We start from the raw sequence: 15013 nt of genomic DNA, 5'->3' as shown, positions 1-15013 counted from the left end.
CCAACGGGCCCGGCACCATGGCCCGTCCACGCACTTCGCACCGCCCGACTTTCGATTCCGGGGCCGGGCCTGGAATAGTTCCCCACATTGTTCGACATCCCTAGGACTCCCCATGACGGGGGAACATCGGGGGACACATCAGTGGGGCATGGAGTGCCGGAACTCGTACTGGAAGTGAACGGACGGACCTGGACGCTCGACCCGTCCAGACCGTGGACCCTCGGACGTGATCCGCAGGGGGACATCGTGCTCGATGACGCCAGGGTCTCCTGGCGGCACGCAACGATCAGCTGGAACGGTCGGACCTGGGTCGTCGAGGACCACGGCAGCACCAACGGCACCTTCGTGCAGGGACACCGCGTCCACCAGATGGAGATCGGCCCCGGCTCGGCCGTGCACCTCGGCAACGGGACCGACGGTCCCCGGGTCGACCTGAGGGACGCCGCCGCCGTGCCGCGGCAGGCCCAGGGCACCGCGCCCGCACACCAGGGGTGGGCCGACCAGCAGCAACCGTCCGCCCACCAGCCCCAGGGCGGACCCGAGCACGGTTGGCAGCAGCAGCCGCCCCAGCAGCAGCCGGCCCACCAACAGCCGGCACAGCAGCCGCCCGGGCACGGGGTGCCGCAGCAGCAGGGACCGGGCGCGGGCGGGGCCGCGGGAGCCCCCCCGGCCCACGGCGACCGCAGCCCCACCTCGTTCCACCAGTTCGCCCTCGGCCGGGTCATGCGCATCGGTCGTGCACTGGAGAACGAACTGGTCGTCTCCGACCTCCAGGTCTCCCGGAACCACGCGGAGTTCCACGCCACGCCCGACGGCCGGTTCGAGATCCGTGACCTCGGCTCGCACAACGGCACCTACCTCAACGGCATGCCGATAGCCAAGGGCGGACGCGCCCTGCTCGGCCCCACCGACATCATCGGCGTCGGCCACTCCACGTTCCGGCTGGTCGGGGACCGGCTGGAGGAGTTCGTCGACACCGGCGAGGTGTCCTTCTCGGCCCGCCATCTGACGGTCACCGTCGACGGCGGCAAGCAGATCCTCAAGGACGTGTCCTTCGGGGTTCCGGAGAAGTCGCTGATCGCCGTCATCGGACCGTCGGGTTCCGGCAAGTCGACCCTGCTCAAGGCACTCACCGGCTACCGGCCCGCCGACCGGGGCGACGTCCTCTACGACCACCGGAACCTCTACAAGCAGTTCGCCGAGCTGCGCCAGCGCATCGGTCTGGTCCCGCAGGACGACATCCTGCACAAGGAACTGACCGTCCGGAAGGCGCTCCGCTACGCGGCGAAGCTGCGGTTCCCCGCCGACACCAGCGAACAGGAACGCGAACAGCGCATCGGCGAGGTGCTGCGCGAGCTGAAGCTCGACCTCCACAAGAACAAGAGGATCACCTCCCTCTCCGGCGGTCAGCGCAAGCGGGTCTCGGTGGCCCTGGAACTGTTGACCAAGCCCTCGCTGATCTTCCTGGACGAGCCGACCTCCGGGCTCGACCCCGGCATGGACCGCGACGTCATGCAGTTGCTGCGCGGACTCGCCGACGACGGCCGGACCGTGCTCGTGGTGACCCACTCGGTGGCGGAGCTCGCCCTCTGCGACAAGCTGCTCGTGATGGCACCCGGCGGTTCCGTCGCCTACTTCGGCCCGCCCGAGGAGGCCCTGAACTTCTTCGGCTACGACACCTGGGCCGATGTGTTCTCCGCCTTCGAGAACTACCGCGACTACGACTGGGCGGGCCGCTGGAAGGGCTCCCAGCACTACCAGATGTACGCGGCGGACATCGACGCCGTCGCACCCCAGTCGGCGCAGCCCCCGTCCCGCCAGGTGGTGCGCCCGCCGAAGCCGCAGAGCTGGGGCTCACAGCTGCTCACCCTGATCCGCAGGTACCTGTCGGTGATCGCCTCCGACAAGGGTTTCATGGCCCTGATGCTGGTCCTTCCGGCCGTCCTCGGCGCGGTGAGCCTGCTCATCAACGCCGACCAGGACCTGCTGCCGAACCCGCCCGCCGCGGACGGCCGGCCGGTGCCCAACGGCACCGCGGCGACGGTCCTGCTGATCCTCGCCGTCGGCGCCTGCCTGGCGGGCGCCGCGAACTCGGTCCGCGAGCTGATCAAGGAACGCGTCATCTACGAACGGGAGCGTGCGACCGGACTGTCACGCTCCGCGTACCTGATGTCCAAGGTCATCGTGCTCGGCATGATCACCGTGCTCCAGGGCGCGATCGTCGGAGGCATCGGCTTCACCCTGCGTGACGTCCCCGAGGAGGGCGTCGTCCTGGGCGGACTCGTCCTGCTCGAACTGTCGCTGCCGATCATGGCGCTCGGCTTCGCCTCGATGATGTTCGGCCTGATCATCTCCGCGCTGGTCAAGACCGCCGAGAAGACCATGCCCCTGCTCGTGATGTTTGCGATCATCCAGATCGTGTTCACGGGTTGTCTGTTCACCCTGCACGGCACCGTGGGCGTCAACGAACTCTCCTACCTGATGCCCTCGCGCTGGGCGGTCGCCGCGGCCGGGGCCAGCCTCGACTTCAACCGGGTCAACCCGAACACCGACGACCCCGGCAGCACCGACCCGCTGTGGGACCACGACGGGGGCACCTGGCTGCTCGACATGGGCGCCCTGCTCGCCCTCGGCGCCCTCTGCGGCGTTCTGGTGGCCCGCTTCCTGCGGCGCCACGAGCCGGAGGTCATGCGCAAGTGACCCGGTGCCCCGACGGGCACCGAAACACGACGACGCCGAGGGCGGCACCAGTGCGGGTGCCGCCCTCGGCGTCGTCACGGCCGGGGGCCGTGGGGTCCCCGGGGGATCAGTAGGCGCCGAAGACGTTGTCGATCGAGCCGTACCGGTCGGCCGCGTAGTTGGCGGCGGCGGTGATGTTCGAGACCGGGTGGTAGATGTCGTACGGCGTGCCCGACACGTGGTACGCGTTGAAGGTCGGCGGGATGACCTGGAGCAGGCCCTTCGACGGGATGCCGTTGCGGGCGTTGATGTCCCACAGGTTGATGGCGCGCGGGTTGCCGCTCGACTCCCGGATGATGTTGCGGTACAGACCGTTGTACGAACCCGGGATGCTGTTCTTCTTCATGACGTCGAGCGACTCGCGGATCCAGCCGTCGAGGTTGTTCGCGTAGAGCACGGTCCGGGCGGAGGTGCGGCTCGCGGCCGTCGACTGCTCGCGCGACTGCTCCGCCGCGGCCTTGGACCCGGCGGCCCGGTCGGCCTTCGCCGCGTCGACGGCCTTCTTCGCCTCGGCGTCGCGCTGGGCCTTCAGACGGTCGGCGGCGGCCTTGACCTTCTGGTCGGCCGCAGCCCGCTGGTCGGTGACGTCGGCCCGGACGTCCTCGATCTTCTGCTTGTTCTGGAAGGCCGCGGGGGCGGCCTCGGTCACGGGGGCGTCGGAGGCGTCGGCCGGGACCAGGGTGAGAGCGAGGGCCGCAGCACCGAGGGTCGCGACACCGGCGATGGAGAACTTGTGGATCCGGGTCAGCGTCGTACGCCGTTCACCGGAGGCAGAGCTGTTCTTCGGCATGGTGGGACCTCTTCGAGTAGCGGAGGTCGCTCGTGGCCCGGCAGGGGACAGGGTGTTTCCGACACAAACGCCGCGGGCAAACTCCCGCGGCGCCGAGCGACGGCAGCCATTCTTAGCTCCCGCAAAATTCGCTGGCAATCATGTGACGTACGAAGCCGGATAGTGGATCAGGGGGGTGGACGAGTCGCCCGAATCGGGAGTCATCCCCGTTCAAGAGCCTGAGGGTGAACCACTAGGCGCGTTCGTACGTGATGTGCGTCCTATGCCGGGGCTCACACCCCGCCCCCCGCCATCTCACTGATTGTTGCGGAAGCAATCCTCACCGTGAGGTACTTCGTCCCCCAGGAGAAGCCGACCGTCCCCGCCTTCGTTCCCCGGGCCGATCCACTGCTCCGCGACCCCCTCACCCCCTTGCCCCCTCGCCCCTCCCGCTCCTCCACGCCCGCTCGCTCCTCTTACACCTCGCGCACGCGCGATGCCCCGGTTCCGCCCGTCCCGCAACCCGGGCCGTCACCCTCCGCAGGGCGTCACCGCTGCTCCAGCAGCGCCGGGGCGCCGTACCGCCCACTGGGCGCCCGGCCGTCCAACAGACGCAGGAAGGCCGGCACCACCTGCTCCGGCAGCGGGCGCCCCTCCTCGTCCTCCTCGGGCGCCGCCGAGCGGTACAGGTCGGTCCGCATGTCCCCCGGATCCACGGCCCACACCCGCAGCCCCGGCTCCTCCACCGCCAGCACGGCCGCCAGCTGGTCCAGCGCCGCCTTGGACGCCCCGTACCCGCCCCACGTCTCGAACGGCTCGGCCGCCGCCTCGGAACTCAGGGCGATCACCGTGCCCGCCGGCGCCTGACGCAACAGCGGCAGCGCCTCCTGCACCAGCCCCAGCGCGGCCACCACGTTCACCTCCAGCGCGTGCCGCAGCCCCGCCAGCGGGTGGGCGTCCAGCCGCACCAGCGGCTGGGCCCCCAGCACGCTCGCGTTGTTCACCAGCAGGTCCAGTCCGCCCAGCGCCCCGGCCGCAGCCACCAGGTCCCTCCGGTGGGCGGCGTCCGTCACGTCGCCGGGCAGCGCCGTCACCCGCCTGCCGTGCGTGCGCACGTCCTGGGCGGTCCGTTCCAGGACCTGTGGCGTCCGGGCGTTCAGCACCAGGTCCCAGCCCCGCCGGGCCAGTGCCAACGCCAAGGCCCGCCCCAGGCCCTTCGACGCCCCCGTGATGATCGCCACTGCCATGCCGGTCGGCTCCCCGCTCTGGTCCACTGTCGTCCGCCGGTGCGCCCCACTGCTCGCACCCGCGCGGTCCACCGTAGGAACCCCACCGCCCGGTCCGCCTCGGACGTCGGGCGCAAGACCCGGGTCCCTTGGGCCTAGGACCCCTGCCCTACCCCTTCGCCACCGGCCGTCGGATACCGCCCACGCCCCCCGCCGGTACGGTGAACACATGAGTCACGGCCCACGATCCGGCCTCTACGCGGTCAGCTCCGCGTTGCTGGCCATGAGCAGGCATCTTGAGGTGCGCGACGTCCTCAAGACCATCGTGGCCTCCGCCCGCGAACTGCTGGACGCCCAGTACGCCGCCCTGGGCGTCCCCGACGACCACGGCGGGTTCGCCCAGTTCGTGGTCGACGGCGTCAGCGACGAGCAGTGGCGCGCCATCGGCCCGCTGCCCCGCCAGCACGGCATCCTCGCGGCCATGCTCAGGGACGCCGGCACCGAGCGCCTCGCCGACGTCCGCAAGGACCCCCGCTTCGAGGGCTGGCCGGTCACCCACCCCGACATGTCCGACTTCCTGGGCATGCCGATCCGGGACGGCGACGAGATCATGGGCGCGCTGTTCCTCGCCAACAAGAACCATCCCGCGCCCCAGGGCAGCTGCGGCTTCACCCAGGACGACGAGGACCTCCTCACGATGCTCGCCCAGCACGCCGCGATCGCCCTCACCAACGCCCGCCTCTACGAGCGCAGCCGGGAACTGACCATCGCCGAGGAACGCTCCCGCCTCGCGCACGAGCTGCACGACGCGGTCAGCCAGAAGCTGTTCTCGCTGCGGCTGACCGCCCAGGCCGCCACCGCCCTCGTCGACCGCGATCCCGTGCGGGCCAAGGACGAGCTGACGCAGGTCGCGGCCCTCGCCGCCGAGGCCGCCGAGGAGCTGCGGGCCGCCGTCGTCGAGCTGCGCCCCGCCGCGCTGGACGAGGACGGCCTGGTGGCCACCCTGCGCACCCACACCCAGGTACTCGACCGTGCCCACTCCGCCCGCGTCACCTACCACGGCCACCTCCCGCGGGCCCTGCCCGCCTCCCAGGAGGAAGCGGTGCTGCGGGTCGCGCAGGAGGCCCTGCACAACGCCCTGCGCCACTCCGGCGCGCAGCGGGTGGACGTCCGGCTCGACCCGCACGAGCGGGGCGCCGTCCTCCTCGTCGTCGACGACGGCGTGGGCTTCGACCCACGGGCCGTCCGCCGGGCCGGGCGCCACCTCGGGCTGGTGTCCATGCGGGACCGCACCGACGGCGTCGGTGGAACGCTGACCGTGGCATCGGAGCCCGGCAAGGGCACGACGATCAAGATGGAGGTCCCCGGTGGCTGACAAGAGCATCCGCGTGCTCCTCGTGGACGACCACCAGGTCGTCCGCCGGGGCCTGCGCACCTTCCTGGAGGTCCAGGGGGACATCGAGGTGGTCGGCGAGGCCGCCGACGGTGCCGAGGGCGTCGCCCGGGCCGAGGAGCTGGGGCCCGACGTCATCCTGATGGACGTCAAGATGCCCGGCATGGACGGGGTGGAGGCCCTGCGCCGGCTGCGCGAGCTGGCCAACCCCGCGCGGGTGCTCGTCGTCACGAGCTTCACCGAGCAGCGCACGGTCGTGCCCGCCCTCAGGGCCGGTGCCGCGGGGTACGTCTACAAGGACGTCGACCCGGACGCCCTCGCCGGCGCCATCCGCTCGGTCCACGCCGGCCACGTGCTCCTCCAACCGGAGGTCGCCGACGCGCTGCTCACCCAGGAGGGCACCGGCGGCGGCCAGGGCCGCGCGGGTTCCCTGACCGAACGGGAGCGGGAGGTGCTCTCCCTGATCGCCGACGGCCGTTCCAACCGTGAGATCGCCCGGGCCCTCGTCCTCTCCGAGAAGACGGTGAAGACCCATGTGTCGAACATCCTCATGAAGCTCGACCTCGCCGACCGCACCCAGGCCGCCCTCTGGGCCGTGCGGCACGAGCTGGCCTGAGGGGCGGCCCGCCCCGCACCCGCCCTGACCAGCGGCGCCCTGCTTCACCCGACCAGGGGGCGCACCCCGGCGCTCGCCACGGGGCGCGCCCATGACCGGTTCCCTTCCGGAATGAGATTCATACTGTCGGGTGGATGTCACTCGAACGGCGTATCCCCCGTGCGGTGCGTCCCGTTCATCCGGGTGTGTCGCGACGATCGGTCGCGGCGGACCAAGGAGGAGCGAGAAGTGAAGAACCTGAAGCGTGTCGCGGCCGTGACGATGGTGGCTGGTGGATTGGTCGCCGCCGGTACGGGCATCGCCTCCGCCACCGGTGGTGCGCACGCGAGCGGCCAGGCCGTGCACTCCCCGGGCGTCGGCTCCGGCAACGTCGTGCAGGCCCCGATCCACGTTCCGGTGAACGTCGTCGGCAACACCGTGAACGTCATCGGCCTGCTGAACCCCGCCTTCGGCAACACCGGCATCAACCACTGAGTCGGCCCGTCCCCCGTGCGATCGGTCCCGGCGTGACGGGGGCCGGTCGCACGCCGGACCGCGGAACCCCGGTGGCCGGCTCCGTCCCCGCCGACCCGCAGTCCGACGGTCCGTACATCTGCCTATTACTCCGATCGGGCCGAACGCCGTGGCACCCCGTGTCGTCGTCGGGGGGCGCACGTTCTCAGCGTGCGACCCGCGGCCGGGTCGCCACGCTCACCCAGGAGGAACATTCATGAAGATCGCGAAGAAGGCCGTCCTGGCCGTCGCCGCCGCCGGCATGGCCGCCGGCGCCTCGGCCGGCGCAGCCGTCGCCGACGCGGGTGCCGGAGCCGTCGCCGCCCACTCCCCGGGCGTCGCCTCGGGCAACGTCATCCAGGTGCCCGTCAACGTTCCCGTGAACGTCGTCGGCAACACCATCAACGTGATCGGCCTGCTGAACCCGGCGTTCGGCAACACCGGCGTGAACCAGTGACCTGAGGTCACGCACGGCTGACGGCGGCCTCCGAGACCCGTGGTGGTTTCGGAGGCCGCCGCCGTCACCCGTACGGCCCCGCCGACCCGGTCGCCGGGGCGCGCGGCCTCAGCCGCTCTCCCGAGCCTCCACGTACGCGTTGTACGCCGCCACTTGCGCCCGCCGGGCCGTCCGCTCCACCGGACGCAACACCGCGTCCCGCGCAGCCAGTTCGGACGCGCTGACCGCGCCTCCGGTCCGGTGCTCGTGGGCGTGCTCCTCGGCCACGGACACCAGCAGACCCACCCGCTGCGCCAGCTCCAACACCCGTACCGCGCGCGGCGGGTACCCCGGCGCCAACAGCTCGCGCCCCCGTTCGGCCCGCGCCCGGTACGCGTCCACGGCCGCCTCCGCCACCGGACCCGCGCCGGCCACGTCGAGCCGCGACAGCGCCCCGGTGGCCTCGCGCAGGGCCTCCGCGAGCTCCCGCTCCGCCTCCCCCAGCGAGGGCACGTCCGCCGGCGGCGCCTCCCGGACCGGCCGGCACCGCCAGAGCACGTCGACCCGGACGTCCCCCGCGGGCCCCGCCTCGAACACCTCCGGCACGAACCCCAGCGCCGCGCCCCGACAGATCACCGCCTCCCCGGCGTCCAGCGCGGCCTCGTTGAACTCCGGCGGGCCACTGAGTCCCAAGGGGTGACCGGGCGCCGGTAGCGCCACCCGGAGCCCGGTCACCCCGAGCACCCGCAACCGACCCAGCGCCAAGGTCAGCCCGACGGGTCCGACCTCCCCGGGAATCCCTTCGACCCGGTGCGCGGTGTCCTCACCCACCACCGCCTCCACCGCGTCATCCGGTGCGACAAACCCGGCCAACAAGGCATTTCCCCAGGACGTCAACCGTCCGGAACGTGGTTCTGCAAACATGCGACCACCCTAAGGACCGACCACGAGCACGGCGTGCCCGACAGGTGGCGTAGGTTTTATCCGGGGGCTGCGTCCACCGACGCACGCGACAGCCGAACTGCATGGGAGACAACGCGCTCATGAGCGATGTACTGGAACTGGTGGACGTATCAGTGGTCCGCGAGGGCCGGGCACTGGTGGACCAGGTCTCCTGGTCGGTCAAGGAAGGGGAGCGTTGGGTCATCCTGGGCCCCAACGGCGCCGGCAAGACCACCCTCCTCAACGTCGCGTCCAGCTACCTCTTCCCGAGCAAGGGCACGGCCACCATCCTCGGCGATCGACTCGGCCGGGTCGACGTCTTCGACCTGCGCCCCCGCATCGGCATGGCGGGCATCGCGATGGCGGAGAAGCTCCCCAAGAACCAGACGGTCCTCCAGACCGTCCTCACCGCCGCGTACGGCATGACCGCGGGCTGGCACGAGGACTACGAGGAGGTCGACGAGCAGCGCGCCCGCGCCTTCCTCGACCGGCTCGGCATGAGCGACTACCTCGAGCGCAAGTTCGGCACCCTGTCCGAGGGCGAGCGCAAGCGCACCATGATCGCCCGCGCCCTGATGACCGACCCCGAACTGCTCCTGCTGGACGAGCCCGCCGCCGGACTCGACCTCGGCGGTCGCGAGGACCTGGTGCGCCGCCTCGGCCGCCTCGCCCGTGACCCCATCGCCCCGTCCATGATCATGGTCACGCACCACGTCGAGGAGATCGCCCCCGGCTTCACCCACGTGCTGATGATCCGTCAGGGGGAGGTGCTGGCCGCCGGCCCGCTCGAACTCGAACTCACCTCCCGCAACCTGTCGCTGTGTTTCGGCCTTCCGCTCGTCGTCGAGCAGCGCGGCGACCGCTGGACCGCCCACGGGCTGCCCCTCTCCTGATCCCCCGATCCGTCCCGGACGCCCCACCGGCCACCTGCGTCACCCTCGTTCACCGGTCGGGGCGCCCGGGACGGCCCCGAACCCCCGCGCCACGCCGACAAGCGCCCGATCTGCCCGGTTAAGAGCCCTGCCGCAACGCTCCCCGCGGTCCTACCATGACCCTGTGGACATCGATGCGTGGGTGTGGTGGCTGATCGGCGCGGTGGCGCTGGGGATTCCGCTCGTGATGACGGCGATGCCGGAGTTCGGCATGTTCGCGGTCGGAGCCGTCGCCGGCGCCGTGACGGCGGCACTCGGCGGAGGCATCGTCCTCCAGGTCATCCTGTTCGTCGCCGTCTCCGTCGCCCTCCTCGCCGTGGTGCGGCCCATCGCGGCGCGGCACCGCTCCCAGGTGTCCGGATCCGCCACGGGGATCGACGCCCTGAGGGGACGTCAGGCCGTCGTGACGGAACCGGTCGACGGCAACGGCGGCCGGATCAAACTCGCCGGGGAGATCTGGTCGGCCCGCTCCCTCCACGCCGAACAGTCCTACGCGGTGGGGGAACAGGTCGACGTGGTGGAGATCGATGGCGCCACGGCTGTCGTCATCTGACGCCCCACGAGGCCGCCCCACGAACGGGGGACCGACGAACCCCGCGAACCGGCAGGCCGACCCGTCGGACCGGCCCACCGGGTGGCCGGAACGCCCCACGGACCGGCCGACCGTCTGACAGACTCGACCGGAAAGATCTTCAAGTAGCCGGACAATCCTCCGATCGTCCACACACGCCGAGGCAAGAAGGGTACGGGGAGCCACGATGGGACCGATCGTCATCGTCCTGATCATTCTGGTGGTGCTGGTCTTCATCGCCCTGATCAAGACCATCCAGGTCATTCCACAAGCGAGCGCCGCCATCGTCGAGCGGTTCGGTCGCTACACCCGCACCCTGAACGCGGGTCTCAACATCGTCGTCCCGTTCATCGACTCGATCCGCAACCGGGTCGACCTCCGCGAACAGGTCGTGCCGTTCCCGCCGCAGCCGGTGATCACCCAGGACAACCTGGTCGTCAACATCGACACGGTCATCTACTACCAGGTCACCGACGCCCGCGCCGCCACCTACGAGGTCGCCAGCTACATCCAGGCGATCGAGCAGCTCACCGTCACCACGCTCCGCAACATCATCGGCGGCATGGACCTGGAGCGGACCCTCACCTCCCGCGAGGACATCAACGCCGCACTGCGCGGCGTCCTCGACGACGCCACCGGCAAGTGGGGCATCCGCGTCAACCGCGTCGAACTGAAGGCGATCGAGCCGCCCACCTCCATCCAGGACTCGATGGAGAAGCAGATGCGCGCCGACCGCGACAAGCGCGCAGCCATCCTCACCGCCGAGGGCATCCGCCAGTCCCAGATCCTCACCGCCGAAGGCGAGAAGCAGTCCGCGATCCTGCGCGCGGAAGGCGAATCCAAGGCCGCGGCCCTGCGCGCGGAGGGCGAGGCCCAGGCCATCCGCACCGTCTTCGAGTCCATCCACGCCGGTGACCCCGACCAGAAGCTGCTCTCCTACCAGTACCTCCAGATGCTCCCGAAGATCGCCGAAGGCGACGCCAACAAGCTCTGGATCGTCCCCAGCGAGATCGGCGACGCGCTCAAGGGACTCTCCGGCGCCTTCGGCAACCTGGGCGGCGGCATCCCGACCCCGAACATCCCGAGCCCCGCGACCCCGACCGAGCGCCGCGAGAACCCCTCGCTCGACTGACCTCGAAGCAACCGGCCCCGGGGGCGCCACCTGCGCCCCCGGCCGCACGCCCTACGCGGCGGAGGCCCGCACCGGGCCCGAACTCCGGGAAGCCCCCGTGAGCCACGCCGGCAGGACCTCCTCGTCGAGGCCCAACGCCAACAACATCGCGTCCGCCGGACTCGGCTCGAACGGCTCCCGCAACAAGGGCATCCCCGCCTGCTCGGGCGTGCGGTCGGCCTTGCGGTGATTGTCCTCCGCACACGAGGCCACCGTGTTCAACCAGGAGTCCGCCCCGCCCCGCGACCGGGGCACCACGTGGTCCACGGTCGTCGCCCTGCGCCCGCAGTACGCGCACCGGTGCCGGTCCCGCACCAGCACTCCCCGCCGTGACCACGGAGCCCGTCTTCGGAAGGGCACCCGCACGTACCTGCACAGCCGGATCACCTGCGGCGCCGGAAGCTCCACGGCCGCCGCACGCATGCGCAGTTCGGGGTGGGACTGCTCCACGACCGCCTTGTCCTGGAGCACCAGGACGACCGCGCGGTGCAGCGTCACCGTCGACAGCGGTTCGAAACTCGCATTGAGGACCAGCGTGTCACGCACTCCGCCCACCTCCCGTACGGACCGGCCCACCCCCCTGGCGGGCTGGGATCAACTCTGGCCGGGCCCGACGAGATGGACAACGCAATATCCGCGGGTACCCGGGACTGCTGACTCCAGCGGCACGACCGCGAACCCCTCGGCCCACGACACGAAAATGCCCGCCCCTGATCACTTCCAAGACCAGAGGCGGGCAAACGTCACGTGAACCCTGACTTCAACGGGCCGTCCGGCGGACCTCAGTCCACCGCGGGGTCGGCGTACTCACCGATCAACTGCGCCCGCGCCAGGGCGTGGAACCGCAGATGGAAGCCGACCACCGCGGGGGAGGCGTCCCCGTCCGGCCCCAACGTCTCCTGGTCCACCGCGTACACGGTGAACACGTACCGGTGCGCCCCGTCCCCGGGCGGCGGCGCGGCACCCCCGAAGTCCTTCGTCCCGTAGTCGTTGCGCACCTGCACGGCCCCCGCGGGCAACCCCGCGAAGGAGCCGCTCCCGGCGCCGGCCGGCAGTTCGGTCACCGAAGCGGGGATGTCGAACACCGTCCAGTGCCAGAAACCGCTGCCGGTCGGCGCATCCGGGTCGAAGCAGGTCACCGCGAAACTCCGGGTGTCCGCCGGGAACCCCTCCCACCGCAGGTGCGGCGAACTGTTCCCGGCCGCGTACACCTGAGCGTCCTTCAGTGCTCCGCCCGGTACGACGTCCTCGCTCACCACCGTGAACGAGGGCACGACCGGGTGGAAGTCGTGCGGGAGCGGCGGCCTCTGGGGCTCGGTCACCTCGGTACCTCCTGGATCTCTGCGTACGGCAACACGTCCGGCGTCGAGCCTAGAACCAGTTGCGCTTGCCGCCGACCTCCGACAGCCAGCGGTTGAGGTACTCCGCCCAGTCCGTCCCCTGATAGTCGTCCAGCGCCACCTTGAAGGAGCGGAAGCTGTCGCTGCTCTCCACGAACAGACCCGGCTTCTTGTCCATCTCCAGGACGACGTCGATCCCCGAGCGGTCCGTGACGAAGCTCAGCTCGACCTGGTTCAGCCCGCGGTACTGCTGCGGCGGCAGGAACTCGATCTCCTGGTAGAAGGGGAGCTGCTGCCGCGTCCCCCGGATGGTGCCCCGCTCCATGTCGGCGCTCTTGAAACGGAACCCGAGCTGCGCGAACGCGTCCAGGATCGCCTGCTGCGCGGGCAGCGGGTGCACATGGATCGGGTCGAGGTCGCCGGAGTCCACGGCCCGGGCGATCTCCAGCTCGGTGGTCACCCCGATGTTCATGCCGTGCAGGTGCTGGCCCCCGAAGTGGGTGATCGGGGTCTCCCAGGGGATCTCCAACCCGAACTGCACCGCGTGCACCGCACCGGCCTGGAGCTCGAAGGCCCCGCCCAACCGCTGCTTGGTGAACTCGATGTCCTGCTTGTACTCCTGGTCGTTGCTCTCCACCTCGACCCGGGCCTGGAGGCCGACCGAGAGCGCCTCGATCTTCTGGTTCACCGAGCCGCCCTGGATGCGGACCTCACCCTGCACCACTCCGCCGGGCACCACATTGACCTCGGTGAGCACGGTCTCGACCGAAGCACCACCGGCGCCCAGACTCGCGAGCAGCTTCTTGAACCCCATGACTCTCCTTCCCAGGCTCAGCGCCTGTGACGATTGATCCTCGACCCATACCAACGCGTACCGGCCACGAGCGGTTCCGAACCGCGTCCCTGCCCGGTCACCGACCCGTTCTACCGGACACCCCGTGCACTACGCTCGGAGCGCATGACCGAGCCGCCCCCCGACCGTAGGCCGTCGCCCCGGGACTTCCTCACCCACCCTGCGGAAGAGGTCGCCCCCAAGCTGCTCGGGAGCGTCCTCACCTTCGAGACCCCTGAGGGAACCGTGAGCATCGTGATCACGGAGACCGAGGCGTACTCCGGTGCGGATGACCCGGCGTCCCATGCCTACCGGGGCCGGACACCCCGTAACGCCGTCATGTTCGGACCCGCAGGACACCTGTACGTCTACCGGTCCCACGGCCTCCACTGGTGCGCCAACATCGTCACCGGGACGGACGGCATCGCCTCGGCCGTCCTCATCCGGGCCGGCAGGGTCATCGCGGGGGAAGACCTGGCCCGCGAGCGACGAGGGGACAGGGTCGAGAACCCACGGCTTGCCCGAGGTCCGGGGAACTTCTGCCAGGCACTCGGCATCACGGCAGAGCACAACGGCGTAGACCTGCTGACCGGTACCTCGGTCGTGTGGTCGGAGGGCGAGTCGGTACCTGCCGCGCTCATCCAGGTCGGTCCTCGGGTGGGCGTGAGCAAGGCCCACGACTGGCAACACCGGTTCTACCTCGCAGGTGATCCGACGGTCTCGGCGTACCGATTGAGCCCGAGAGCCAAGCCGACCGCCGGATCCTGAGCCGCTGTGCGCCCTGCTCGCGGCTTGTGGGTGTGCCGTCCCGAGAGTTCCGCGAGCGGCCCGCACCCGTAGGTTCTCGGCCCGAAACGACAAGGAACTGGCCAAAGAGCCGGCCCGGCTCGCCACTGCGCTGGACATCGACCGGGCCCTCCACGGTATGGACGCCCGCGCGAGCCGGAACGCCCGCTTTCCGTGTTCGGGGGTACCCCACCCCCTCCCGACCAGGTGAGGAACGGACCCCTTACGGGAGTGTCCGGCCAAGGAGGGGTTCATCCCCGGCGTTTCCGGATCGACGGCGACCCCACGGTCAGCCCCTACCGCGCCCGTGTGCCGCGCACGCGCCAAACTTGACTCCCCCCTGGCCGATCCGTAACGTAGCCCGAGCCGCTTGAACCGGGTACGGCGTTCAGCCAGTAGCCCGAAGCGGCCAACCACTACCTACAACAGCCCCTCAAAGGGCGTGAATTTCGCGTGCCGAAATTCGTGCCCATGGGTACTCGATTATGAGTCCCCGAGGGAATCGGTTAACGTAGTGAATGTCGAAAGGCCGCAAGGCCAAAAGGCAAACAGTAGGAAATCCCGCCGGCCGGGAATCGGGTCAGAAAAGATCTGATAGAGTCGGAAACACCGAAGGGAAGCGCCCGGAGGAAAGCCTCAGCCGAATGGCTGGAGTGAGTACAAAGGAAGCGTTCGTTCCTTGAGAACTCAACAGCGTGCCAAAAGTCAACGCCAGATATGTTGATACCCCGTCACTGGACCGTACGGTTTGGTGATGAGGTTCCTTTG

15 protein-coding genes and 1 pseudogene are annotated in these 15013 nt (G+C 70.3%); 10 read left to right on the top strand and 6 right to left on the bottom strand.

From position 1 onward, the window contains the following. The first annotated feature begins 153 nt into the window (after positions 1 to 153). A complete protein-coding gene (locus ACFV88_RS35100) occupies positions 154 to 2700 on the top strand; it encodes an FHA domain-containing protein (protein ID WP_385496255.1) in 2547 nt (848 codons plus the stop codon). Between the two features lie 106 nt (positions 2701 to 2806). Here the strand turns inward: ACFV88_RS35100 and ACFV88_RS35095 are convergent, their stop codons facing one another. After that, the gene (locus ACFV88_RS35095; RefSeq protein ID WP_385496254.1) at positions 2807 to 3529 is read right to left on the bottom strand and encodes a transglycosylase SLT domain-containing protein; all 723 of its coding nucleotides are present in this window, start codon (positions 3527 to 3529) and stop codon (positions 2807 to 2809) included. A gap of 527 nt (positions 3530 to 4056) precedes the next feature. Further along, positions 4057 to 4755: an SDR family NAD(P)-dependent oxidoreductase gene (locus tag ACFV88_RS35090; RefSeq protein ID WP_385496252.1), complete on the bottom strand. Its 699-nt coding sequence runs from the start codon at positions 4753 to 4755 to the stop codon at positions 4057 to 4059. A gap of 208 nt (positions 4756 to 4963) precedes the next feature. On the opposite strand from ACFV88_RS35090, the gene ACFV88_RS35085 reads away from it, so the two are divergent. The 4 genes from ACFV88_RS35085 to ACFV88_RS35070 all read left to right on the top strand — a co-directional run bounded on the left by ACFV88_RS35085 (position 4964) and on the right by ACFV88_RS35070 (position 7692). Further along, complete coding sequence (locus ACFV88_RS35085; protein WP_385496251.1) at positions 4964 to 6109, top strand: GAF domain-containing sensor histidine kinase; 1146 nt, start codon at positions 4964 to 4966, stop codon at positions 6107 to 6109. Continuing rightward, entirely contained in the window at positions 6102 to 6743 is a 642-nt protein-coding gene (locus tag ACFV88_RS35080; RefSeq protein WP_385496250.1) for a response regulator, read from the top strand. Before ACFV88_RS35085 ends, ACFV88_RS35080 begins: the two co-directional genes overlap by 8 nt. 228 nt (positions 6744 to 6971) lie before the next feature. Continuing rightward, the gene (locus ACFV88_RS35075) at positions 6972 to 7217 is read left to right on the top strand and encodes a chaplin (RefSeq protein WP_385496249.1); all 246 of its coding nucleotides are present in this window, start codon (positions 6972 to 6974) and stop codon (positions 7215 to 7217) included. A gap of 235 nt (positions 7218 to 7452) precedes the next feature. Then, entirely contained in the window at positions 7453 to 7692 is a 240-nt protein-coding gene (locus ACFV88_RS35070) for a chaplin (protein WP_385496248.1), read from the top strand. 108 nt (positions 7693 to 7800) lie between these two features. Here the strand turns inward: ACFV88_RS35070 and ACFV88_RS35065 are convergent, their stop codons facing one another. Beyond that, positions 7801 to 8595, bottom strand: coding sequence for a hypothetical protein (locus ACFV88_RS35065; protein ID WP_385496246.1), 795 nt, complete (start codon positions 8593 to 8595; stop codon positions 7801 to 7803). A 119-nt stretch (positions 8596 to 8714) separates the two neighbouring features. Here ACFV88_RS35065 and ACFV88_RS35060 point away from each other — a divergent pair, with 119 nt between their 5' ends. From ACFV88_RS35060 to ACFV88_RS35050, 3 genes are all read left to right on the top strand, one after another. Further along, complete coding sequence (locus ACFV88_RS35060) at positions 8715 to 9506, top strand: ABC transporter ATP-binding protein (protein WP_385496245.1); 792 nt, start codon at positions 8715 to 8717, stop codon at positions 9504 to 9506. A gap of 163 nt (positions 9507 to 9669) precedes the next feature. Then, on the top strand, positions 9670 to 10098 hold the full coding sequence (locus ACFV88_RS35055; protein WP_385496244.1) for an NfeD family protein: 429 nt from the start codon (positions 9670 to 9672) through the stop codon (positions 10096 to 10098). A 205-nt stretch (positions 10099 to 10303) separates the two neighbouring features. After that, complete coding sequence (locus ACFV88_RS35050; RefSeq protein ID WP_385496243.1) at positions 10304 to 11248, top strand: SPFH domain-containing protein; 945 nt, start codon at positions 10304 to 10306, stop codon at positions 11246 to 11248. 51 nt (positions 11249 to 11299) lie between these two features. Here ACFV88_RS35050 and ACFV88_RS35045 read toward each other — a convergent pair whose 3' ends face one another. The 3 genes from ACFV88_RS35045 to ACFV88_RS35035 form a co-directional block, all read right to left on the bottom strand. Beyond that, complete coding sequence (locus ACFV88_RS35045) at positions 11300 to 11833, bottom strand: HNH endonuclease (RefSeq protein WP_385496242.1); 534 nt, start codon at positions 11831 to 11833, stop codon at positions 11300 to 11302. 236 nt (positions 11834 to 12069) lie between these two features. After that, the gene (locus ACFV88_RS35040) at positions 12070 to 12609 is read right to left on the bottom strand and encodes a YbhB/YbcL family Raf kinase inhibitor-like protein (RefSeq protein ID WP_385496241.1); all 540 of its coding nucleotides are present in this window, start codon (positions 12607 to 12609) and stop codon (positions 12070 to 12072) included. Positions 12610 to 12658: 49 nt separating this feature from the next. Then, positions 12659 to 13441, bottom strand: coding sequence for a sporulation protein (locus ACFV88_RS35035; protein ID WP_385496240.1), 783 nt, complete (start codon positions 13439 to 13441; stop codon positions 12659 to 12661). 144 nt (positions 13442 to 13585) lie between these two features. On the opposite strand from ACFV88_RS35035, the gene ACFV88_RS35030 reads away from it, so the two are divergent. Next, positions 13586 to 14227: a DNA-3-methyladenine glycosylase gene (locus ACFV88_RS35030; protein WP_385496239.1), complete on the top strand. Its 642-nt coding sequence runs from the start codon at positions 13586 to 13588 to the stop codon at positions 14225 to 14227. Between the two features lie 58 nt (positions 14228 to 14285). Beyond that, a pseudogene (locus ACFV88_RS35025) lies at positions 14286 to 14578 on the top strand (DNA-3-methyladenine glycosylase); the annotation flags it as partial. Between the last annotated feature and the right edge of the window lie 435 nt (positions 14579 to 15013).

Source organism: Streptomyces sp. NPDC059816, from assembly GCF_042732055.1.
Classification (GTDB): Bacteria; Actinomycetota; Actinomycetes; order Streptomycetales; family Streptomycetaceae; genus Streptomyces.
This window is presented reverse-complemented; position numbering and strand designations above follow the sequence as displayed.

Coding starts and splice junctions, on each gene's coding strand:
- ACFV88_RS35035 (WP_385496240.1), bottom strand. CDS start 13,441: ATGGGGTTCAAGAAGCTGCTCGCGAGTCTGGGCGCCGGTGGTGCTTCG.
- ACFV88_RS35090 (WP_385496252.1), bottom strand. CDS start 4,755: ATGGCAGTGGCGATCATCACGGGGGCGTCGAAGGGCCTGGGGCGGGCC.
- ACFV88_RS35060 (WP_385496245.1), top strand. CDS start 8,715: ATGAGCGATGTACTGGAACTGGTGGACGTATCAGTGGTCCGCGAGGGC.
- ACFV88_RS35095 (WP_385496254.1), bottom strand. CDS start 3,529: ATGCCGAAGAACAGCTCTGCCTCCGGTGAACGGCGTACGACGCTGACC.
- ACFV88_RS35050 (WP_385496243.1), top strand. CDS start 10,304: ATGGGACCGATCGTCATCGTCCTGATCATTCTGGTGGTGCTGGTCTTC.
- ACFV88_RS35030 (WP_385496239.1), top strand. CDS start 13,586: ATGACCGAGCCGCCCCCCGACCGTAGGCCGTCGCCCCGGGACTTCCTC.
- ACFV88_RS35085 (WP_385496251.1), top strand. CDS start 4,964: ATGAGTCACGGCCCACGATCCGGCCTCTACGCGGTCAGCTCCGCGTTG.
- ACFV88_RS35070 (WP_385496248.1), top strand. CDS start 7,453: ATGAAGATCGCGAAGAAGGCCGTCCTGGCCGTCGCCGCCGCCGGCATG.
- ACFV88_RS35065 (WP_385496246.1), bottom strand. CDS start 8,595: ATGTTTGCAGAACCACGTTCCGGACGGTTGACGTCCTGGGGAAATGCC.